Source organism: Echinicola shivajiensis, from assembly GCF_018642165.1.
GTDB lineage: Bacteria > Bacteroidota > Bacteroidia > Cytophagales > Cyclobacteriaceae > Echinicola > Echinicola shivajiensis.
The window spans coordinates 106,724-129,847 of record NZ_JAHHZM010000003.1; the positions used below are offsets into that span (position 1 = coordinate 106,724).

12 protein-coding genes are annotated in these 23,124 nt (G+C 41.4%); 4 read left to right on the plus strand and 8 right to left on the minus strand.

Annotation, left to right across the window (positions count from 1 at the left end; all coding sequences use genetic code 11):
• Nucleotides 1-11 precede the first annotated feature (11 nt).
• On the plus strand, nt 12-1,109 hold the full coding sequence (locus tag KMW37_RS07350) for an ROK family protein (RefSeq protein WP_246581385.1): 1,098 nt from the start codon (nt 12-14) through the stop codon (nt 1,107-1,109).
• A 578-nt stretch (nt 1,110-1,687) separates the two neighbouring features.
• Here KMW37_RS07350 and KMW37_RS07355 read toward each other — a convergent pair.
• The 6 genes from KMW37_RS07355 to KMW37_RS07380 form a co-directional block, all read right to left on the minus strand.
• Nucleotides 1,688-3,283: a sulfatase family protein gene (locus KMW37_RS07355; RefSeq protein ID WP_215223973.1), complete on the minus strand. Its 1,596-nt coding sequence runs from the start codon at nt 3,281-3,283 to the stop codon at nt 1,688-1,690.
• A gap of 39 nt (nt 3,284-3,322) precedes the next feature.
• A complete protein-coding gene (locus KMW37_RS07360; protein ID WP_215223974.1) occupies nt 3,323-5,665 on the minus strand; it encodes a GH92 family glycosyl hydrolase in 2,343 nt (780 codons plus the stop codon).
• A 97-nt stretch (nt 5,666-5,762) separates the two neighbouring features.
• Nucleotides 5,763-8,891 carry a GH92 family glycosyl hydrolase gene (locus tag KMW37_RS07365; protein ID WP_215223975.1) on the minus strand — a complete coding sequence of 1,043 codons (3,129 nt, stop codon included), beginning with the start codon at nt 8,889-8,891 and terminating at the stop codon, nt 5,763-5,765.
• Between the two features lie 212 nt (nt 8,892-9,103).
• On the minus strand, nt 9,104-9,859 hold the full coding sequence (locus tag KMW37_RS07370; RefSeq protein WP_215223976.1) for a DUF3823 domain-containing protein: 756 nt from the start codon (nt 9,857-9,859) through the stop codon (nt 9,104-9,106).
• A gap of 21 nt (nt 9,860-9,880) precedes the next feature.
• A complete protein-coding gene (locus KMW37_RS07375) occupies nt 9,881-11,836 on the minus strand; it encodes a RagB/SusD family nutrient uptake outer membrane protein (protein WP_215223977.1) in 1,956 nt (651 codons plus the stop codon).
• 11 nt (nt 11,837-11,847) lie between these two features.
• Nucleotides 11,848-15,069: a SusC/RagA family TonB-linked outer membrane protein gene (locus KMW37_RS07380; RefSeq protein WP_215223978.1), complete on the minus strand. Its 3,222-nt coding sequence runs from the start codon at nt 15,067-15,069 to the stop codon at nt 11,848-11,850.
• Nucleotides 15,070-15,706: 637 nt separating this feature from the next.
• On the opposite strand from KMW37_RS07380, the gene KMW37_RS07385 reads away from it, so the two are divergent.
• From KMW37_RS07385 to KMW37_RS07395, 3 genes are read left to right on the plus strand one after another with little or no spacing between them, the layout of a single operon-like run.
• Entirely contained in the window at nt 15,707-17,338 is a 1,632-nt protein-coding gene (locus KMW37_RS07385) for a peptidase domain-containing ABC transporter (protein ID WP_215223979.1), read from the plus strand.
• Nucleotides 17,339-17,344: 6 nt separating this feature from the next.
• Nucleotides 17,345-18,721 (plus strand): HlyD family secretion protein, encoded by a 1,377-nt coding sequence (locus KMW37_RS07390; protein ID WP_215223980.1) that lies wholly within the window; start codon nt 17,345-17,347, stop codon nt 18,719-18,721.
• A gap of 8 nt (nt 18,722-18,729) precedes the next feature.
• Entirely contained in the window at nt 18,730-20,133 is a 1,404-nt protein-coding gene (locus tag KMW37_RS07395; protein WP_215223981.1) for a TolC family protein, read from the plus strand.
• 83 nt (nt 20,134-20,216) lie between these two features.
• On the opposite strand, the gene KMW37_RS07400 is transcribed toward KMW37_RS07395, so the two are convergent.
• Nucleotides 20,217-21,572, minus strand: coding sequence for a sensor histidine kinase (locus KMW37_RS07400; RefSeq protein WP_215223982.1), 1,356 nt, complete (start codon nt 21,570-21,572; stop codon nt 20,217-20,219).
• Nucleotides 21,562-22,950: a sigma-54-dependent transcriptional regulator gene (locus tag KMW37_RS07405; RefSeq protein ID WP_215223983.1), complete on the minus strand. Its 1,389-nt coding sequence runs from the start codon at nt 22,948-22,950 to the stop codon at nt 21,562-21,564. The genes KMW37_RS07400 and KMW37_RS07405 overlap by 11 nt, the downstream gene beginning before the upstream one ends.
• Nucleotides 22,951-23,124 lie beyond the last annotated feature (174 nt).

The window sequence follows — 23,124 nt, forward strand, 5'->3', positions numbered from 1 at the left end:
GAGAATAAGCTATGAGCTATAGTAACGATAAAAGGACTGTAATGACCTTGGATGCAGGAGGGACTAATTTTGTGTTTTCTGCTATCCAAGGAAATAAAGAAATACTGGCCCCCATAACCAAAAAGGCCTCTCCAGATGATTTGGAAAAATGTTTGACGACCATTAAGAAGGGATTTCATGAGATCAGTGCTCAACTGAAGGATGTTCCTGTAGCTATCAGTTTTGCTTTTCCAGGACCTGCAGACTATGAGCATGGGATTATAGGAGACCTTCCCAATTTTCCTTGTTTCAGAGGTGGCGTAGCACTTGGACCAATGTTGGAAGCGGAGTTTGGTATTCCTGTTTTTATAAATAATGATGGAAGCCTCTTTGCGTATGGAGAAGCTCTGGCGGGGTGTTTACCGGAAATTAATAAGCAACTGGAATCAGCAGGAAACCCCAAGAGGTTCAAGAATCTGTTGGGAATAACTTTAGGGACAGGATTTGGAGGCGGAGCGGTAGTAAACAAGGAATTGCTTATCGGTGATAATGGAACTGGAGGAGACGTTTGGGTATTTAGAAATAAAAAAATCCCAGACTGCATTATTGAAGAGAGTGTGAGCATCAGAGCTATCCAAAGAGTATATGGGGAGTTTTCTGGTGACTTAAGAAAATTAAGCCCTGAGGATATTTTTTATATTGCAGAGGGGAAAATAGAAGGGGATCAGGAAGCAGCTGTTGCATCTTTCAAGGAATTGGGAGAAATGGCCGGTGATACTATCGCACAGGCCAATACCATTTTGGATGGAATAGTAGTGATAGGGGGAGGCTTGATAGGCGCAGCCAAATATATCCTTCCTGCAATCATCACTGAACTTAACGGCAATTTGTCGATCTTGACGGGGGAGCATTTTCCTAGATCACAGGCCAAAGCTTATGATCTGAGCAATAAGGACCAATTGGCCCAATTCTTAAATAGCAAAGCCAAGGATATTCCTATTCCTGGTACCAGTAAAAGCATCCCCTACACTGCTGAAAAACTGACCGGCATTATGGTTTCAAAATTAGGTGCTAGCAAAGCAATCTCCTTAGGGGCATATGCTTTTGCTTTACATCAGATTGATAGTTAACCAGAAATATTCATTAGCCTATCTATTCCGGCCTTAAAGTGCTTTAAAATCAGTCGCTTTGCTTAGTTTTCGACTTCACCGTAGCAGTGCTACGCTTATGTCTCCAAACTAACTGATTTTCTTGTACTTTTAGGCCTCACTACGGTCATTAATGAATAATTCGGGTTAAAGTAGCTCTTGCACATTGGATTAAGTTTTAAAAATTAAATAAGGCTGTCTCAAAAGTCCAAATTCTCTGTTATTCTGCTCCATTTAGGCAGGCAGGTAGAGAAAAAAAAAATGAGACAGCTTTTTCTTTTTTGCTAATGATCAATCAAGTGTTTTTCGGGGTCTTTTGTAATGACAGGAAAGCAAGCATATTTTTATTATTATGTTCTTTTTGTGTCTAGACTACTTTTAGTCAATCCATAGATAAAAACAGCCTTTTCTTGTGGTCAAGCTGGCCCTTTAGCTAAGCTCAATGTTGACTTTAGAAAGTTCCTCTTTAGTCAATCAAAAGAAAAAAGCCCTCTGAATTCAAACTAGGCACTTTAGCACTTGGCTTTGGTCCTTAATTGATTTCAGAGGGCCTGGATTGTCTAATTGCTGCCTTCTGTGGCTCCGATGTCTTTTCTCATTTTGATCAAATTTTCCTTAAGCTCTTGCTGTATATTGGCGTATTTTGGCTCATTGTATACGTTCTGAACTTCTGTCGGGTCCTTTTTAAGGTCAAATAGTTCCCATGAATCTATGTCCGGATCATCCCCAAATCCTTTGCCATACCAATGGATCAATTTGTAGCGGTCAGTCCTGATACCGTAATGCCTTCGGACATTTCCTACTGCTGGATAATCATAGAAATGATAGTAAAGTTGTTCCCGCCAGTTTTTGGATTTTCCATTTTTAAAGAGAGGGACCAGTGATTCTCCCGCCATCTCTTCAGGGATGTTTATCCCTGCCACTTCTAAGAAGGTAGGTGCGTAGTCTATATTCTGCACCAATTCATTACTTACCATACCTTTCTTGATTTTATCGGGATAGAAAATGATCAATGGTGTTCGGAAAGCCTCTTCATACATAAACCTTTTATCGTAAAGGCCATGCTCACCCAAAAAGAAGCCTTGGTCGGAGGTATAAACAATGATTGTATTTTCCAGCTCTCCTGTCTCTTCCAGGTAATCAACTAAGCGCCCTACTTCTTCATCTACAGAGCGTACAGTACGGCAGTAGTCCTTGATATACCTTTGATACTTCCAACTGGTCAATTCCTTTCCTGTGGGACGATTTTCCAAAAACTCTTTGTTTTGGGCCTTGTAGGCTTCATCCCAGGCTTTTCTCTGTTCCTCGTCCATCGGATCCATAGCCATTGGCCAGCTGTCTTTGATGTATTGAAGGGTGGGTTCATCTTTTAGTTCCTCGACTTTAAGATCAAAAGCAAAGCCTAGGTGATTGGCCACGGTAAGCTCCTGCATTTGCATTTGTGGTCCACGGCTTTCATATTCATCAAATAGCGTTTCCGGCTCTGGAAAAGTATCATTCGTAAATAGACCGATATGGTTTAGATCGGGCATCCAGTTCCGATGTGGGGCTTTATGGTTGACCAAAATACAAAATGGCTCATCAGCTGTAGAATGCTCTCCAATCCACTCTAAGGCATGATCTGTGATGAGCTTTGTGGCATAGCCCTTTTCGGTAACATACTTTCCGTTTGTACTGGGATTTCTGAACCTCGGGTTATAATACTCTCCCTGATCAGCCAGAATATGATAATAATCAAAGCCTTTGGGTTCTACACTTAAGTGCCATTTCCCAAAGACGGAAGTTTGATAACCTGCCTGCTGTAATAATTCCACAAACCAAGTACGGCTATAATCCATCCTACTGCCAAGAAGTTGCTGGCCATGTTGGTGGCTATACAAACCTGTAAACAGGGTAGCACGGCTGGGCGTACAGATTGAGTTTTCCACGTAAGCACGCTTAAACAAAAGTCCCTCTTCTGCTAATCGGTCGATATTGGGTGTTTTTGCAATTTTAGAAATGGGATGCCCATAAGCACTAATGGCCTGAAATGCATGGTCATCTGTGAAAATGACTACGATATTGGGCCTCTTTTTTTTGACTTTTTCCTGAGCATTCAGGATGTGGCCAAAAAACAAGGCCATCATTATGCTTAGCAGTATTCTTCTATTTTTCATTTTTTTTATTTTGGGTCAGCATCATCTATGGATAATGGACTAGTTTGTCACAGGATGATCAGTTAGTCCCAATTTTAGTTTACCACCTTTGGTTACATCCGAGAAGGGTAGGGAGTAGGTATCCAGTTTTTTACCATTTAGCTCCACGCCTTGTATATAAATATTATCCTTGGAATTGTTCTTCGTTTCGATGACAAAACGTTTGCCCTTGAAGTAATCTTGGTTCAACTTGATGGTTACTTTATCAAATAATGGGCTTCCAATTTGGAACTTTGGATCTATTTCTGTCAATCCTTTCACATCAAATAGCCCAATCGATGACATCACATACCAAGCTCCCAATTGGCCCTGATCTTCATCCTGTCCGTAACCATAGCCATGTATTCCTTCCGTGCCATAAAACTCGTTACAAATCGCCCTTACCCATTTTTGGGACAGATGGGGCTTTCCAGAGAAATTAAACATCCAGGAAACATGCAAATTAGGTTGGTTGCCATGATTATAAAGCGTCTTCAACCCGGAGAATGCATCGATTTCTGCCCCTCCTCCGAAGATGTTTTTCTGGGAAATGATGAAAATACTGTCAAGTCGGGTGTTGAAAGTTTCCTTGCCCAAAGTAGCCACTAACTCTTCTACATGATGCGGCACATAAAAGGTGTATTGAACTGCATTGCCCTCTTGAAAGCCTTTCCAAGGTGCCAGTGGATCAAAGTCTTCAATGAATTTACCATTGGAATCTTTTGGACGGATCAATTTGGTTTTTTCATCAAATAATAGCTTCCAACCATTTGATAGTTGGGTAAGTTGCTCATAATCGGCAGTCTTGCCCAGTTGCTTTGCAAATTGGGCCACAGCAAAGCTGCTGAAAGAGTATTCAAGTGTATGCGATGCGGCAAAACCTGAACCTTCCTCTACGGTTTTCATATCAAATTGCTTTTCGTAAGGGCTATAACCACGCTCCACAAATTGTTTGACATCCATTTTTCCAGCGCCTTCTATTCGGTCTTTCCAGCCTATTTCGTTCTTTAGTGAAGCTTCATAAGCCAGTTCTACATCATAATCCCTGATCCCGCAGTTATAAGCCGCTGCGATGGCCAAACTGGTGAAATTGGTTCCAACTCCCGATACATATTTACTGTTGGCAATGCCATCTCCTAGCCAGCCGGCGTCCTTATAAACCAGCAGCTGGCTTTGAACCCAATCAGCGTAATATTCCGGGTAGGCTACTGCCCAAAGTTGGGTCAAATTCCAGAAGGCACCCCAAATGGCATCGGTATTATAGTGATGGTGAATGGGCTGTCCTTTTTCATCAAGTTCGATCTGCCCCACAGCCCCGCTATTCATTGGATAGGCTCCATTTACATCACTGGCAAGCCCCCTGCCCAGTAAGGCATGGAACAGACCTGTGTAGAATTTAACTTTGTCCTCTTCATTTTGCCCCTCCACCTGAATTCTACCAAGATACTCTTCCCATGTTTTGTTGGCTTGTTTTTGGGCCTTTTCAAAATCCATTTTAGGAGCTTCATCGTCCAAGTTAATTCGGGCATTTTCAATAGAGGTATAGGAAAGGCCTATTTTGATTTCTACTGCTTCATCTTGCTCAGTGTCAAAGGTGAAATACATGCCCGCACCAACTCCCTCTTGCTCATTTCTGCCTGGAAATATTTGTTCTTTCACAAAAGAGCCAAAAGCACTAGGCTCCTTATCCATTTTGGCCGAAAAGTACATCCTGACATCAGCTCCTTTTTGGTAGATATTGACATATACAGGGGAGGTGATTACATAGCCTTCTATGCGACCGTCTTCGGTGAAATTCACATAGGCGTCTTTGACTTCACCACTTTCGCCTTGTTTATTACCTATGTCAAAAAGGATATTGGCTTGTGAAGTCTGGGGAAAGGTATAGCGGTGAAAACCAACTCTTTTGGTAGCGGTGAGTTCTGCTTTGACATCATGGTCTTTTAGAAAGACCGAATAATAACCTGGTTTGGCCAGCTCATCCTTTTTGTCAAAGCTAGATCTGTAACCACCAGCAGGGTTGTCCAATTCACCAGGGACAGTCTGTAAGTCACCCACAGAAGGGGCAATGACCACGCCTCCCACCTGAAACTCGTGAAAATTGGCAAAGCCCTCAATAGAGCTGTGCCTAAAGTCATAGCCCACGGCTTGCCATCCTCCTGGATTACCCAAATGAGCATCGGTGGAAGGAGCTAATTTGGCCATGCCAAAAGGAACTGCAGCGGGTGTATAGAAGAACCAACGGCAATGTGCTGTCCCGATATTGGGATCCACATAATCTACTGGGCTTTGGGCAAAAAGGGCTCCAAAGGGAAGCAGTGCGTATAATAAGCAAGTATTAATAAAAGACCTCAAACCACTCATTTAATTGTATTAATTTACTCGGTTTTTTTAAGGAGGTCTCTTTGGTATTTAGGGCAATAATCAACTAAGCCAAGGAGACCTCTCTATTCTTATTTTTTTATTTATCGGAGGTTCTTCCCCAGTTTTTATTGGGTTGGTCACCCATTTCCAAAACCAATTTTCCTCCTTTGAGCAATTCGGAAGCAGGGAACCAAAATGATTTCAGCTCTTTTCCATTGAGATAAGCTTTTTGTACATAAATGTTCTTTCTGGAGCTGTTTTTAGCTTCGATTACAAATTGCTCTCCACGGCCGTACATTTCCATCAGGTCAATGGTGATTTTTGAATATAAGGGGCTGGCTATCTCGTAGATTGGCGTGGCACTGGTTCCACCATCCATTTGGAACAGGCCTATGGAGGCCATTACAAACCAAGCACTCATTTGACCTTGGTCTTCATCACCCAAGTAGGCATTGGCCAAACCGCTGCCGTAATATTTCTCAAGAATAGAACGGCTCCATTTCTGTGTCAACCAAGGATGGTCTGCCCAATTGAATAGGAAGGCAAAGTGCATGGATTGTTGGTTGCCTTGTACTACAGGGTAATCCCAGTATTGGTCATTTGGGGCGTTGTATCTCCAAGGTTCACTGGCTTTGAAGCCCCAATCCAATCTTTCCACAAAAGCTTCTTTGCCCATCACATCGACCAAAGCTGGTACGTCTTGAGGAACGAAATAACTCAGCTGCCAGGAATTGCCTTCGACATAATGATGGTTTCGGCCTGACTGAAAAGGGTCAAAAGGCTCTTCAAATTCCCCTTTGCTGTTGCGCAATTGGGCGAAACCATTTTTAGGATTAAAGGCATTTTTCCACCAATTGCCTCTATCAGAAAAAACTTTATAGTCTTCTTTTTTACCTAAGGACTTGGCCAGCTGGCCCACTGTCCAGTCGTCATATGAATATTCCAATGTATTGGAAAACCTTCCTTTATCAGAAGGGACATATTTATGATCGAGGTAGGTAATAAGGTCTCTGTTTCCTGCAAAACCACCTGCCACTTCCGTTGCAGGCGTTGTCTGCATCTTTTTTACTGCCTCGAATGTCTTTTCTACATCAAAATCACGGATGCCCATTTGATAAGCTGATACCATTTGTGGAATTTCGTGTTCGGCAACCATCACTGGAATGTATTCCATTCCCGCGGGGCCTTTCCCTAGCCAACCGTTGGCATCGTACATGGCAAGTTGGGATTTTACCCATTTGGATGACCATTCAGGCGTGGCCAGATTCCAAAGCTGATTTAAGTTCCAAAAGGTATTCCAAAAAGCATCACATCCCAAAGCCAAATCCGAAGGATCTTCAAATTTTTGCTTGGTCTCATCAGGAGCAATCCATTCTCCATTGACATCACTCCAGGTGTTTCTGCAAAGGGAACGGAAGAAGTTGCTGTAAAAACGGACTTTTTCCAGGCGGTTGTCACTGGCAATGGTAATCCTTGACAAATAGTTGTTCCACACATCTTTTTGATGTTGGACCACTGCTTCGAAATCCCAGCCAAAAGGATCGGATATTTCTGTTTGGAGGTTTTCAGCGGCATTTTCTATACTGACCAAGGATATCGCAGATCGCGCCTGTACCACATTGGATTGCTTGGTGTCAAATTCCACATAAATGCCAGCATCTTTTAAATCCTTTCCTTCAATGATTCCTCCTTCAAGGGTTTGGTCATTGATCCATCCGCCTACTTTTTTGATAGGTTGGTCAAACTCAATTACGAAATTCACCACATATTCCTGATCGGCATCATTGCTCCATACGGTAGGTCTAGGAGAAATCTGATGACTCCTTCCTTCTATTCGGTAATCACTCACTTTATTGATTTCCACATCAGATAGCAAGTAATCATACTCGGCCTCTACATGCATGTCAATCATGACCCTTCCATCTTGATCTTTGGGAAAAGTATATCGTTGGAATCCACCTCTGGTGGTAGCTGTCACTTCTGCCCATATTTTAGTATCTGACATGTACACCTTATAGAAACCCAAAGGTGCTTCTTCAGTAGATTTATCTATTCTGGAACGGTAGCCAGCATCAGGATCAAACTGATCTCCCACTTTTGTCTGTAATTTTCCATTGGTCGGCATCATCCCCAATCCGCCCATGGTCCACTCATGAATATGGCTGAAGGTTCCTATGGTTTCAAATGAGGGTTGATAGCCCGCTTGCCAGCCCCTGTTTTGGTTATCAGGACTCATTTTTACCATGCTGAAGGGCATCCAAGGACCTGGAGCAATCATCCAGCGGGAATGGGCAGTGCCTATTCTGGTATCCACATAGTCTGCCAAGCTTTGCAAAGTCTGTGGTGAACGTAAAATGGTGCCTTCTTCGATTTTCTTGCCATCTATGTAGATTTCATATTGGCTCTGCTTTTTCCTTTTTACCGAAGGCATAGGTACTTCTATCTGATACCTGGCAGAATCCAAAAAAGTACTATAAACGGCTTTTTTATCCAGTTTTACCTCTAATTTGGGTTGACCAGCTAAATGTTCTACATCGACCAATAAGGGCTGGATTTTTTGTTTTCCGGCTTCAAGTTCATAGGTTGCTGGTTTTACTGAACGAACAAAAACCTGATCGTTTTGTGTTAAAACGGTTCCGTCTGGACCTTCCAGTCTCACTTGATCAAACACCACCCATGAACCTTCCAGAATGGTAATGGTGATCGAGTTGCCCCCTTTTTGGATAATATCTTTATCGATTGGAATTTCGATTATTCGTTCTACAGCACCTGACATATCTCCGCTTAGAGTGCCTTCGCTTACACCTTTGAGTAGGAATTTACTATGCTGGTTGTTTACACTTACTTTTAGCAATGATTTGGTTGGTTGAGAATCTGCCAGATCAATGACCAGTTTGAAACCTTCGTCACTGTTCATTTCTTTGATCCCAAAAAGTATATTTATCTCATGGGTTCTCCAACCTGATGTGCCCCAGGTTCCACCCCAAGTATCAGCTGGGCCAGGAAGTACATAAGGAAAATCGTTTTTCGGATTTGAAGTTCCTATTAGGAAGTAGCGATCTTCATATCCAAAGTCCCTGCTTAAGAACTTTTTGTAATCTGCAGGTCCCAGGGCTAAATCAGCGGATGAATTATCACTTTTACCGATTTGCCAAATACTTTTGGCTTGGACACTGAAACTTGACAGCATTATGATGACAACAATGCTTTTAATCAAATTGAACATACTGACTTTATATTTTATACTTTTTGGTTATGCTTTGCATCTTTAATGCTTTCCTTCCTCATCCAATTTAAGTAGGAACTTTTTCCTGGCAAGGAGGAAGATGAAATCCCGAGGTATTTATTGCGTTATTCTATCCTGCCCACAAACCACTTAACTAGAAGAATAGTAAATGTCCCTGAGGAATAGGATCCAATCAGGGACATTTTTCTTTTTTATTTGGTAGTTATTTCCTTAATCTTGGAGTAATTATAAACATTGGTGCCATTAACTTGAGTATTGGTCCTGGCGCCTACTCTCAAGAAATACTTTCTCTCATAGTCTGGGAAAGTTTTCTGAGCGCCTGTACCAATCCCTCCTGGCCATCCTGTCGTGATGGTAATCGTCTCACCCAAAACAGGTAAAGTAGCGCCTAACAAGTGCGTGGAAAAGTTGGGACTAAAGCTAAAATCTCCCACATATTGGTTTTCACTTACAAACAACCAGACCTCACTTAATGGATGTTGGTAGTCCGGGTCTGAAGTTCCTCGGGTGATCTTTACTTGGATGGTGGCTGTGCCGTCTGCATTGAGCACAGGTTCCCCAATCCATTCTACACGAAGAAACGGGTCAACTTCATAAGTTCTTTCTACTACGCCTTTGAGGTCGATGATTTCTTCTTCCACTGGGACAAAAGCGCCTTCAGCTCTTACCCCATATTCTCCTTCAAATATTTTGGAATTATTGAACTCCCCATTCATTTTACAATACATATAGTAGGGGGTAGGGTTTTCACTCCAACTGTACTCCATCAGCGTTATCCGTGCTCCGGTATTGCCTATTGCTGTTTGAAAAGGCTCCTTGGTTTGCATGTCAACAAAGGCTCCTGTAAATGTCTCGGCAGGAGGGGCGTAGTTGTCCTCAACACAGGAACTCAATCCTGTCGAGATAATACATGCCATTAACAAATATTTTATAAGATTATTTTTCATAGGTCTTAATTTTGAAAGTGACTAGAAACCTGGATTTTGTTTACAATTAGGATTCTTGTTTATCTCCGAATTTGGAATGGGCTGATAGTAGTATCTTGTATCGTAGGTATAGATATACTGACGGCCTGCCCTAGGTTCCTGGAATTTCACTGAAAGGAAATATTTTTGGGCATCAGTAGAATAAAACGGATTAAGGATTTTATAACGTCTATTGTTTTGCTCTTCATAAAGCGTTCGCCAACGTTTCAAGTCCCAATAGGTTTTGTTTTCAAAAGCAAGCTCCTTACGGCGTTCTATGCGGATGATGTCGATATTGTCCAATTCGGATTCACTGCCAAGCAATTCGGCACCAGCGCGAAGTCTGATATCATTGATGTTATTATAGGCTACTGTGAGATAATTATCTCCTGAATCACCTCCAAGCATCAGCTCATATGCTGCTTCAGCTTGATTCAGCAGTACTTCTGCAAAACGGATTTCTATCCAACTCTGGGCAGAATTAAAATCATTGGTTACACCAGTTTCCCTCATGTATTTGCGGACGTACATTCCTCCTACATTGCCAAAGTCCCAATTTGACACAGGCCCATTAGCTCCCGCTGCACGCATAGCACTTCCGTTTGGGTCTCCTGGATTTAGGTCGATCATCGGGTTGGCACCCAAGCCCGGGGCTAAATACAGATTAGGGTCAGTTAGTTGATTACAGTTGCCTACATCGCCTTCATTGTCAAGTGGAAGGATTCCTTGGCTGGCATCTCCAGTCCAGATCCCTCTTCTTATTTCGATCACTTGATTTCTGTAAGTATCCATGGGAAAGATGACTGTTCCTCTCAGTCTCGGTTCAGCATTGGCAAATGCATCCATCGGAGAATCATAAAGCTTATAATGTCCATTGTCATCAATGTTTTTGAAATTCCCATCCTCATCTTTGGCTATTCCATCAAACATTTCCACGAAATCCATGGTAGGGTTCACTTCAGAATCATTACCACCAGATTTTGTTTGATTAGGTTGGGTGGAATGATCGTAGTCATGTTTGCTGTTTAGCTCATCGAAATATTTTACAAAAATATTTTCAGAGGTTTCATTTAAGAATAGGTACTTGAAGTTTTGATATTGCGCTTCTGCATTGCCCTCTTGCCACTGGCCCATATACAGTGCATATTTCTGGGAGTCCACTACCAGTTTTGCTGCCTCATAGGAAGCCTTGAAATACTCATTGGCTCTATTGGCAGGAATACCACAAATCCTTACTGAAGCTCCTTCTTGATCCTGGGTCTCGTTTACCGAATTGTATTTGGCAATACTACCGGCATGGAGCATGGCGCGGGACTTAAATGCTGCTGCGACATACCTATTTACACGGCCTTTAGCCGGGGAATTTTCAGGTAAATGTTCGATGGCATAATCCAGATCTGCGGCAATAAAATCCCAAATAGCTTCTTCTGAAGCTCTGTATAAATGCGTTCCTTCCATACTGACCGAAGCAGGGTAGTCGATAATAGCATCGATTAAAGGAACTCCTCCATATCGTTTCACCAAAGCAAAATAAGTATAAGCCCTCGCAAAATGTGCTTCTCCTAAATAGGTGTCCACATCTGAAGTACTCAAAGAAGAAGCGTATTCAGGAAGCTTTTCAATGAGCATATTGATATCACGGATTTGGGAATAGGCCTCATCCCAATAAGAAAATCCCTCACTTTCGGCTCCAGGAGTATCCCGGCCAATGGCTTCACCCGTCAAGCAGCTGAACTGTTTGTATTGGGTGCCATTAAAGTTGAAGCCCGAGGCATAATAATATTTAAAATCTTCGATAGGCAGTCTGCTGTATATTCGGGCCACATTGGTCATGATGCCTTCATTGCTGCCATATATATCATTTTCATTCAAGAGGTTTATAGGGGGAATATCCAAATCAGTACAGGCTGTAAGTAGAACACCCAATCCTATTGACATTAATGTTTTTTTAAGTTTCATATTTTGTCAAGTTAAAATTTCACGTTTATACCAATTGTATAAGTCTTATTGATAGGATAGTTGTATCCAAGGTTAGTAAGACCAGATCCACTCGTGTTGCTGGTATAAAACTCAGGGTCAGCGTATTTCAGCTTGCTAAATGTCAGTAGGTTATATGCGTTTCCGTATACTCTTATGTTTTTCAATTTGATGAAATCAAGCACATTGGAAGGCAAGGAATATCCGATTTCCAAACTTTTTAACCTTACATAGGCTGCATTTTGTATGTTGAAATCTGAAGAGGCATTTGGCAGCGATCCTGTATAGCCATAATTACCACCTGTCCATTCTGTACTGGGATCATATGGATTTGCAGTGGGATCAGTAGGGTGCCATCTGTTCATAAAGTCACTGATGGCGTTTGAGTTGGACCATAAAGGTTCATACAAGAATTCTCTCGCCAACACATACTTTTTGCCAGCACCTTGCCATAGCATGGACATATCAAATCCTTTCCATTGAGCACTTAGGTTAAGACCAAAGTTGACCAATGGGACTTGACCGCTGTAAGCCAATGGATGGACATCCAAGTCATTGATCCAGCCGTCTTCGTTCCAATCTTGGTATTCATAGTCTCCCAAAACAGAACCTCTGCCGACATAAACTGGATTGTAATAAACTTCATCCCAGCTGGTCATACGGCCATTGCCTGCATAGCCCCACCAAATATTGTTATAGCGATCATTGACACCGTTTCTCCAGTTCAGGAAGGAATTGCCCAGTTCGGCCATTTCATAATACTGGGTTTTGGTTCTGGTGTAGGAAACATTACCACGTATTTGATAATTGAAATCACCTATTTTATTCAGATGACTCAGTTCAATTTCAAATCCACGGTTTTGGTCACTGTTGAGGTTTTCTTGAGGAAGAGAGGCTCCGACGATTCCCGGTAAGCTACCTACCCTTGTCGCCAGCAAACCAGAACGGTCCCTATTGAAATATTCTACTGTTACACCTAATCTTCCACTCCATAAAGAAGCATCCATTCCGATGTTCAATGTTTTGGCCTCATACCAGGTTATAGCAGTATTGGCAAGGCCTGTATTGCTGGAAGAGGAAACAAATTGATCTCCGAAAATATACCCCCCAGGAAGGCCTCTGCTGCTGCCTGAAGCAGGATACTGATATCCACTCACAAATTGGTAGGCTAGGGAACTATCATCCCCAGTAATACCATAAGATCCTCTGAATTTTAGGTCTTCAATCACACGTAAAGGTGAATTCATCCAAAAGCCTTCTTCAGAAATTCTCCAACCTGCAGAGAAAGAAGGGAAAAAGCCCCATCGACTATCTTTTGGGAATTTGGATGAGCCTTCATATCTGTATGAAAATTCTGCCATGTACTTGCTCTTAAATCCATAGGTGAAACGTCCCACAGATGCGCGGTTAGCATAATCGTAGAGCGCACCACTTGATGTGCTTTGTCTGATTTCCTGATTATCGGTGATACCGGCAAATATTTGGGGCAAAGGAAGAACAAGGTACCTGTACCCGTAAAAGTTGTCTCCTTGGAAATGGGAATTCTCTAACAGATTAAGAGCAGAAATAGCGTGGTGACCAAACTTTCTTTCATAAGCTACTCTCAACTGCCATAAAGTGGAATTTTTGCCATAGAAATAGCGGGAAATTTTGGAGTTCCCACTGGTTTGGTTATTGGCTTTGTATTCATTACCATTGGGTAAGTACAGGGTGAAACTCTTGGAGTATTCCTTGTTATCGTTTTGTGTATAATCATAACTGAACATGGATTTTAGCGATAAACCCTCTACAAACGGAACCTGATAGGTCAGGCTCATATTGGACTGGAACCATTTGCTTTTATAGCTGTTTTCGCCTACCAAGTCCTTGTCCATCATGGCAACTGGATTTAATATCACATTCCAATCCATCATGGCATATTTTCCCGCTTCTTCATCATAGTATACATTATCCATTGGACGGTGTAGCCACATGGCCCTTACGATGTCATTAGAACTAAATGGAGAAGTTTCCCTTTCATCTATTAATCCAGACAGGTTCATGTCTAACTGGATATTGTCAGTGATTTTTGCAGATATATTGTTCCTGATGGTGTATTTTTCATAGTTGATTGCATCAGTTTTAAGAAAACTGCCTTGCTGTTGATAACCGACACTTGTATAATAAGTAATACCTTCATTTCCGCCTGTTGCACTGATAGTATGTTGGGTAGCAGGAGCGCTATTTCTCATCACCATGTCCTTCCAGTCCGTGGAAGGCATACTGCCATTTCTATAAGATTCAATTTCCTCTTCAGAATATCTAGGAACCACTCCGCTGTTATCAACATTGTGTTTGTCTCTTTCATTATAGAGTGTCATCCAATCTGCAGCACTTACCAAATCAGGATAATTGGAGGGGCTCTGCCAAGTCATATTACCAGAATAACTCAAGTTTGGCTTGCCTGTTTTTGAGCCCTTTTTGGTGGTGATGATGATTACACCATTGGCTGCTCTCGAACCGTAAACAGCTCCAGAAGCGTCTTTAACTACAGAAATGCTTTCGATATCCTCTGGATCAAGGCGTGCCATATTGTTTCTCGGTACACCGTCTATTACTACTAGAGGAGCACCAAAGCCCCTAATATCCATAGAACTATTAAATGTACCGGGTTCACTGGAATTTTGGAGGATGCGGAGGCCGGCGACCTTACCGGTCAGCATGTTTTGTAAGTTCTCGTTTTTGGTCGTTACGATTTCATCGCTTTTGATTGATGCAACGGCTCCTGTTACATCAGCTTTTTTCTGGATACCATATCCTACCACCACGACTTCATCTAACTGGTCGGTAGCTAGTTTTAAATTGATATTGATGGAGGTATTGTTACCGACTACAAATTCTTGGTTTTCATAGCCGATATAAGAAAATACAAGGATACTTTCTTTGTTTTCTACAGATATGGCATAATTTCCTTCCACATCTGTAATGGCGACATTGTTGGTTCCTTTTTCTATTACTGTAGCTCCGGGAAGACCTGCGCCTGTCTCATCGATGACAGTACCTGTAATATTGATTTCAAATGGTTTGGCGGAAATGGAATTGCTGTCCTTGTTCGAAGAAGTTTTTGAAGTCTTGTCATTGGCCATCAATGTGGATGATACCATTAGAAATAGCATTATGCCACAGAAGCCACGAATCACTCCCCGCCATTGATAGGGTAATGGTTTACATTTCATATATGTATATGCTTGGGTATTGTAAATAATTGACTGATAGTTATTATGTCTTTTGGACTATATGTCCCCTTGCGGTAGACCTCTTGGTCATGAGCTGTTTGGCTTTTTCATATCAATGATTTTTAAAGTATAGGAAATATGGAATCTTAAATGTGGCTACAGTTCCTTTATATTTAAGGTGTTATAGCTGCTTTGCAGAGATTGCGATATTTAGATTTTATTAATGTTCATATGTATATACATATGTGAAGGTACAAAAAAATACATTTGTTCAAAGTTTTTTTTGTTTTTATTTTTTCTAAGACCTTAGAAACTCATGAATCGTGAATGTGGGAAGAGACTGTTTTTTGGATTTTCTTGAAAACCTACTCAGGATTAGCTTTCAAAATATAGTCTCCAAAAAAAAAGAAAGTCACCAAATACGTTGATTCAATGAGTTATTAGAAAAAAAATGAGACATTAGAATTTGATTAGAATCAATTTTGAATGAAACTTTTTTTAGCTCATTGGCATATATTTACTATCCCATAAGAACAAAAAACGTCCAATTTCCTAATTGGAGGCCAAACCCAATAACCTTGTTTTTAGTTGTAGGAATAAATAAACCTCAAGGTTTAATCATTACTCGATCAATAAAATGACAAAACTTAGACCCATTGAACGGCTTTGGAGGCTGTTGAAAATATATAAACCAGAAATTAGACAAATATACATTTATGCCCTTTTTATAGGTATAGTGAACCTGTCTCTTCCTTTAGGGATCCAGGCTATTATCAATTATCTACAAACTGGAGAATTGTCTTTCTCTTGGGTTATTCTGGTCACAGTGGTTTTGGTCGGCATTACAGTAGCAGGTCTGCTACAGGTTCTTCAGTTGAGAATTGTTGAAAATATTCAGCAGGATATATTTGCGCGTTCCGCTTTTGAATTTGCCTATAGGTTGCCCCAGATTAAGCCAAAGGAGTTGGATAACCAGCATGCCCCTGAATTGGCCAATAGATTTTTTGACACAATGACCATTCAGAAAGGCCTACCAAAAATGTTGATAGATATATCTGTATCTGCCTTTCAGATATTATTTGGTATGATATTGCTTTCTATTTACAGTCTTTACTTTATTTTATTAGGCCTTAGTTTGGGAGGTGCCCTTTTTATTTTGGTGAAGGTGACGGGTAAAATTGGTTTAGAAACCAGCATTAAGGAAAGTAAGTACAAATACAATCTTGCTTTTTGGCTTGGAGAAATCGGCAGGGTAAGGCGTACCTTTCACCTTTCCCAAAACCCATCGTTTCACCTGACAAAAAGTGATGATATCACCGTGGATTATATCAATTCTAGGGAGTCACATTTTAGGGTGTTATTGGATCAATTCAAGGCGATTGTTGGTTTTAAGGTCTTTATTGCTGCTGGTATATTGGTAGTGGGAGGTGTGCTTGTTTTCAATAACCAAATGAATATCGGCCAGTTTGTAGCTGCAGAGATTGTTATTATCCTGGTCATGAACTCCGTGGAGAAGCTACTTAGTGTTTGGGATAATGTGTATGATGTGCTCACAGCATTCGAAAAGATAGGTTTTGTTACGGATATGAGCCTTCAGAATGAATCAGGAAACGAAAAGATCAAAAAGGATACAGCTTGTTCTATTGTCCTAAAAAATGTTTCTTTTAAGTACCCTAATGACAATTCTCCTGTAATCAGAAAATTAAGCTTTGAAATACCAGGTGGATCCCGCACGGTCCTTACAGGGAAGACAGGCTCAGGTAAATCCACTTTATTGCAGATTTTGGCAGGCATCCAACATATCGATGCTGGAGAAATTTTGATTAACGATATCGCTTATGATAAGTTGGACAAGAAGAGTTTCCACCAAAATCTGGGAGTAGTACTGGCTTCAAACCAAATCTTTGAGGGGAGTTTTAGAGAAAATATCCTTGTGGGAAGAAATATATCTGATGAGATCTTGCTTGGGCTTTTAGAGGGAGTAGGACTAAGCTCCTACTTGAAAGAATTGCCCAAAGGCCTAGATACTATTTTGGATAGTGGAGGGCGAAGAACACCTCGCTGTATTATCCAAAAAATCCATCTCGCCAGGGCGATTTGCCATAACCCAGGCTTGGTTTTGATGGAGGACCCATTGGTCAATATCCCAAAAAATGAACGTCATGAACTGATCAAATTCCTTACAGATAAGCGGCAGAATTGGACTTTGGTCGTCATCTCCGACGAAGAGGATTGGATAGAAAACAGTACCCAAACTATTAAGTTGTAATCAGCTATGTTGAATATATCTGAAAATAGTATTAGTAAATACGTCAAGCAAAACGACTTTAGGGCATTTAGGGTGCTAAAGGAATTCAGTTACTTTAAATTTTCTAGGAAAGTGGTTTCTATCATATTAGTGGTGCTGCTATTTTGCCTCTTTTTGCCATGGACCCAAAATATTCAAACGGACGGATATGTCACCACTTTGTCACCTGAGCAGCGACCGCAGGCGATTCAATCGGTGATTTCAGGTAGGCTTGAAAAGTGGTATGTGCGAGAAGGTGATTTTGTGTCCAAAGGAGATACCGTGGTGTTTATTTCTGATGCTAAAAGTGAATATTTCGACCCTCAGCTGATTGAAAGGACACAGGAGCAATTGGATGCCAAGATAGAGAGTTCATCCTCTTATGAAGCAAAAATAGCGGCCATTAATACACAGTCTAAAGCTTTGGAGGAAGCTATGCAATTAAAGCTTCAACAAATGGAAAACAAGATCCTTCAGGCCAATAATAAGGTTCAGATGGACAGTATTGACTTGGTAGCATTCAGAACCAATCTCCGCATTGCTGAAAACCAATTGGAACGAACCCAAGAACTATATGAAAAGGGGCTAAAATCGCTTACAGATCTTCAGGAAAAGGAAATGAAGGTACAGGAGGCCAATGCCAAGGTGACTGTTCAAAGAAATAAACTGGTGAACCAGCGGAATGAGCTGATGAACCTTGACCTTGAAATGTCCTCTATTGAAAGAGAGTACCAAGATAAATTGGCCAAGGCACAATCGGATACCCAGTCTGCTCTGTCCGCTAAATTGGGGACCATAGCAGAGGTATCAAAGCTGCGCAATCAATTGAGCAATTACGGTCAAAGGGCGAGTATGTATTATGTCACTGCACCCCAGTCAGGATATATCACCAAGGCAGTAAAAAAGGGGATTGGGGAGCTGATCAAAGAAGGTGCAGATATTGTATCCATCATGCCCCAAGAATATGATTTGGCAGTGGAAGTTTATGTCAAGCCTCAAGACTTGCCGCTTATTCAGCAGGACAATAGGGTTAGCTTGAGATTTGACGGTTGGCCTGCCATTGTAATTAGCGGTTGGCCAGAAGCCTCGACGGGCGTCTTTAGGGGCAAGGTGGTTGCCATTGACCGTTTTATAAGTACAAATGGTTACTACAGGTTGCTGGTTAGCCCTGATCCAGAGGATAGACCATGGCCTGAAAAATTGAGCATGGGCACCGGAGTTAGGACTTTTTTATTGTTGAACAATGTGCCAATTTGGTATGAGTTGTGGAGACAGCTGAACGGGTTCCCAGCGGATTATTATACAAAGGAAAAAACCAATCCTAAGCCATTGAAATTGAAGGCACCTTTGAAATCGGTAAAATAATTTCTTGAATGAGTAAAAGAGCATCCAAATATTACCTATTATTCATTTTGCTTGCTTGGCCTATTTTCAGTGATGCCCAGTCATTACCACTGGACAAGTTGAATTATGAGCTTTTTATACAGAATGTGATCAATCACCATCCTCTTTCTCAAAAGGCGCGCTTGAATGAGATGAAGGCTGAAGCGAGTATTAGGGCGGCTAGGGGGAATTTTGATCCAGTATTGGAGTCGGATTTTGACCAGAAGCTTTATACAGATAAAATGTATTACAGGAGATCTGCTTCCAGTTTGAGGATCCCAACTGTAGCAGGACTTGATTTGATAGCAGGATATGAAAAGAATGCTGGTAGGTATTTGAATCCTGAGAGCCAAACTGGCTCAAATGGCCTATGGAATGCAGGGATCGAGCTTAATGTGCTTCAAGGCCTGTTAATGGATGAAGGAAGGACCGCCTTGAGGCAGGCAAAGGCCTATGCTGCCATTGCGGAGCAGCAAAAGACCCTCCAGACCAATGATCTGTATTTTAGTGCCACTGAGGCCTATCTTTATTGGGCCAATAGCCATGAAGCCCTTAAAATAGTGAATGAAAGTATCCGCTTGGCGGAGAATTACTTTCAGAATACCAAGACCTCATTTATTAATGGAGAGAAAACGGCCATTGATACGGTGGAGGCGTATATCATGTGGCAAGACCGAAAAAACCTCCTTCAATCTGTTAAGTCAAGCAATACCTCTACACAAAAGAATCTTGAAAATTATCTTTGGAATGAAGATGGTTGGTATGCTGTTGAGCAGATGATTCCTGATAGTCTGATAGTTATTTCCTATCAAGATCTTAGCAGTAGTTTTTCTTTGGATACCTTGGATACACACCCCATGCTGCAGGAAGCAAGATCCAAAGTGAACTTGATGGAAGCCGAGAGAAGGATGAAGCAGGAAAAGCTGCTGCCCAAATTAAAGGTGAAATATATGCCGCTGCTGACTCCGGATGGGGAGGGATTGCCCGGTTATAATAGCAATGACTATAAATGGGGCTTCTCATTCAGTTTGCCATTGCTCCTTAGAGCTGAAAGAGGCAATCTCCAATTGGGCAAAGTGAAAGTACTGGAAAAGCAGTTGGAATTGGAAAACAAAACCATTGGGCTGCAAAATAAAGTATTAAACAGCTTGGAGCAAATCGATTACTTGATGGCGCAGGAATCGATACAAATGGAAAATGTCCAAGGTTATAAACAGCTGCTTTGGGCAGAAAATGAAAAGTTTAAGATGGGGGAGAGTTCAGTATTCCTTCTGAATAAAAGGCAGGAAAAGTACCTTGAGGGGCAATTGAAGCTTATTGACTTGATCACCAAGAGACAGCTGGAGCAATTGAAATTCAGGTATTATACCAATACTTTGGTGGGTGAAGAATAAATATTACCGAAAGGGGTAAATAACAAATCTTTTGGTTTAAGATTTACTGTTTTACTTGGAAAAGCATCACATTAATAATCGTCCTAGGATTCAAACAATAAGGTGAAGATCGTTTCTTTGTCCGGAACTGAATGTACCTGCAGGCTTCCACGGTGCATATTCATGATTTGCCTTGAGATGGCCAAACCTATGCCACTGCCATTGTTTTTGGTGGTGAAAAATGGTACAAAAATATTCTCCAATGAGGCAGCTTGAATGCCAGGGCCTTGGTCAATGACTTGTATATATGGGTGATTTGAAAGTGTTCTTCCGGCTGTGAGCTGGATCGTCTTAATATCTGATTTTTCTATGGCTTCACGGGCATTTTTAACCAGATTGATCAGGATCATTTGAATTTGTTCTTTGTCCGCCATAATATTCAAATCTTCTGGTACAATTTCTATTGTCAAGCTAATCTGGTTTAGTTCCAAGTCGTCCCGTAGCAGGGTACAAATGTCTTCAAAAAGTGCTCTAACATCCAAAGGAGATTTTTGAGGTTCTGGGATACTGGTATAATCCCTATAAGCATTGACAAAGCCTACTAAGCCTCTGCTACGGCCAGAAATGGTCTTCAGCCCTTCCTGTAAGTCTTCAAAACCTTCTTCCAAAATTAGGTGTTTTCCATTTTCTATATAAACATCCTCCTCCAAAATGGTTTGAAGCGAATTGACCAATGTGGCAATAGGTGTAATGGAGTTCATGATTTCGTGCCTGAGCACCTTTGTCAAGTTCTGCCAAGCGTCCAGCTCTTGTTGTTTTAATGCAGCGCTGATATCCTGAAAGGAGAGCAAAAACCATTGTTTTCCGCCCATTTTTAGTTCGGTACAGCGGATGTTGAGGTGCAAAGAGTCATTGATTTTGACTGAAAGGTCTTCACCGGTTTTGAGACTTAGTATTTGCTTTAAGAATTGCGGGGAAATCCTGTTCAGGTCATGAATATCCTTAAACTGTGTGATTTGTAAGAGATGCTTGGCAGCGTTGTTGACCAATCCAATCTTTCCTTCAGAGTTATAGGATATTATACCAATATTGATGTGCTGGATGATGATACGCATGAATAGCACCTGTTCCTCTTTTTCTGCCCGGGTCTTTCTGAAAGCCTCCATTACCTTGCTAAAGGCTTGGTTCAGGTGTCTATAGGAATTGCCCATTTGGCTGTCATGTGTAAATGAAGAGGTGAAATCAGCATATTGTATAGATTCCAAAAAACGGGTTATTTTCTCATTGGTCCTTTGATTATATTTTATCAGTTCGATCACTTGCAGGCTGAGCAGGCCTAAAAGTAGCACTGGTCCCAAAATGATATTGAGCGCAAAGTAAAGGTAAGCCCCTGCCATAATGTTAAGGACAAGAAATAATACCCGAAGGGAAATATTTAAGGAGGCCGATTTATAAACCATATTTTTCTAGTCTTCTGTACAAAGAGGAGCGAGTAAGCCCCAATTCCTGAGCTGCTTTGGTAATATGTCCATTGTGCTTTTGAAGGGCCTTTCTAATTAAAATCCTTTCGACATCCTCAATATTCAAATGGTCGAGACTGACAGTTTCTCCAGATCTTTCAATATCTCCAGAACTTTGAAAAAAGAGATCTTCCGGTTGCAATACATGCTTGCTACTCATGATGACCGCCCTTTCAATGCCATGCTGCAGTTCCCGAATATTTCCTGGCCACTGGTATTTTTGCATGCGTTTGATCAAGGAATCACTGGCCTTGCGGATGTCTTTATTGTATTTTTTTGAGTAAAAAGCGATAAAGTGGTCTGTAAGTAGTGGAATATCCTCGATACGTTCCCTAAGAGGAGGTAAATTGATTTCAATAGTGTTGAGCCTGTAAAGCAAATCCTGCCTGAATGTGTTCTCCCTGATCATGTCCGCAAGGGGCATATTGGTGGCCGAAATAAGTCGGATATTGATTTCTTTTTGCTGGTTGCTGCCTACCTTGGTGACTGTCCTATTTTGTAAAACTGCCAAAAGCTTAGATTGGGAGGCCATCGGGATATTGCCGATTTCATCCAAGAACAAGGTTCCTTTATCCGCTTGCTCAAAACGCCCGATCCTATCTTCCCTTGCGTCCGTAAATGCCCCTTTTTTATGACCAAATAATTCACTTTCAAAAAGTGAGGGAGTAATAGCACCTAAATCCACTCCCACAAATGCTTCTCTTGATCTTTTGGAGTGTCGGTGAATAGCCCTGGCGATCAATTCCTTTCCAGTGCCATTTTCGCCCAAGATCATCACATTGGCATCTGTTGCAGCCACTTTTTCTATGGTGTCAAAAACCTTTTGCATGGCGGGGCTTTGACCGATAATATCCTTGAATTTTCGATCCATATCCGCATAGATCAACTGTTGTTGGTTTTTAAGGTCAGCTACCTCCAACTTGGATTGGCGAAGCTTCAAGGCGGCATTTAGGGTGGCCAACAGTTTATCATTATCCCAAGGTTTCAGAACAAAATCCGTTGCACCTTCCTTGATGGCTTTCACTGCCAAGTTAATATCTCCATATGCCGTGATCAGTACTACTACCGCAGAAGGATCGATAGATAAAATCCTGTCCAAATGTTGAAAACCTTCCTGTCCGCTGCTGACATCCTTGGTAAAGTTCATGTCCAGCATGATCACATCATATTGCTCATTATGGAGCAGTATAGGAATCAAATCAGGATTGGTCTCTGTGTCCACCTTCACGAAGTGCCGCTTTAAAAAAATCTTGGCTGCTTTGAGCAAATCCTCATTGTCATCTATGATGAGCAGGTTCCCTGTTTTTGGTTTTCGCATTTCTTATTTCAATAGTTTTTCGGATATGTTGACAGTAGTGCTGTCGACCTGGTATGCCAAACAGTGTACCGAAGAACTTTTGCTCCGGAAAATACTTTGATAATATCCGTTTCCGGACAATATAAGCAGTTTTTATTTTTTTGATTTCACGAAAGTTACGGGAATGTAATTTAA

What these genes read in the sequence shown, in the direction of transcription:
- KMW37_RS07350 (WP_246581385.1), top strand. Translation starts at nt 12, where the DNA reads ATGAGCTATAGTAACGATAAAAGGACTGTAATGACCTTGGATGCAGGA.
- KMW37_RS07355 (WP_215223973.1), bottom strand. Translation starts at nt 3,283, where the DNA reads ATGAAAAATAGAAGAATACTGCTAAGCATAATGATGGCCTTGTTTTTT.
- KMW37_RS07360 (WP_215223974.1), bottom strand. Translation starts at nt 5,665, where the DNA reads ATGAGTGGTTTGAGGTCTTTTATTAATACTTGCTTATTATACGCACTG.
- KMW37_RS07365 (WP_215223975.1), bottom strand. Translation starts at nt 8,891, where the DNA reads ATGTTCAATTTGATTAAAAGCATTGTTGTCATCATAATGCTGTCAAGT.
- KMW37_RS07370 (WP_215223976.1), bottom strand. Translation starts at nt 9,859, where the DNA reads ATGAAAAATAATCTTATAAAATATTTGTTAATGGCATGTATTATCTCG.
- KMW37_RS07375 (WP_215223977.1), bottom strand. Translation starts at nt 11,836, where the DNA reads ATGAAACTTAAAAAAACATTAATGTCAATAGGATTGGGTGTTCTACTT.
- KMW37_RS07380 (WP_215223978.1), bottom strand. Translation starts at nt 15,069, where the DNA reads ATGAAATGTAAACCATTACCCTATCAATGGCGGGGAGTGATTCGTGGC.
- KMW37_RS07385 (WP_215223979.1), top strand. Translation starts at nt 15,707, where the DNA reads ATGACAAAACTTAGACCCATTGAACGGCTTTGGAGGCTGTTGAAAATA.
- KMW37_RS07390 (WP_215223980.1), top strand. Translation starts at nt 17,345, where the DNA reads ATGTTGAATATATCTGAAAATAGTATTAGTAAATACGTCAAGCAAAAC.
- KMW37_RS07395 (WP_215223981.1), top strand. Translation starts at nt 18,730, where the DNA reads ATGAGTAAAAGAGCATCCAAATATTACCTATTATTCATTTTGCTTGCT.
- KMW37_RS07400 (WP_215223982.1), bottom strand. Translation starts at nt 21,572, where the DNA reads ATGGTTTATAAATCGGCCTCCTTAAATATTTCCCTTCGGGTATTATTT.
- KMW37_RS07405 (WP_215223983.1), bottom strand. Translation starts at nt 22,950, where the DNA reads ATGCGAAAACCAAAAACAGGGAACCTGCTCATCATAGATGACAATGAG.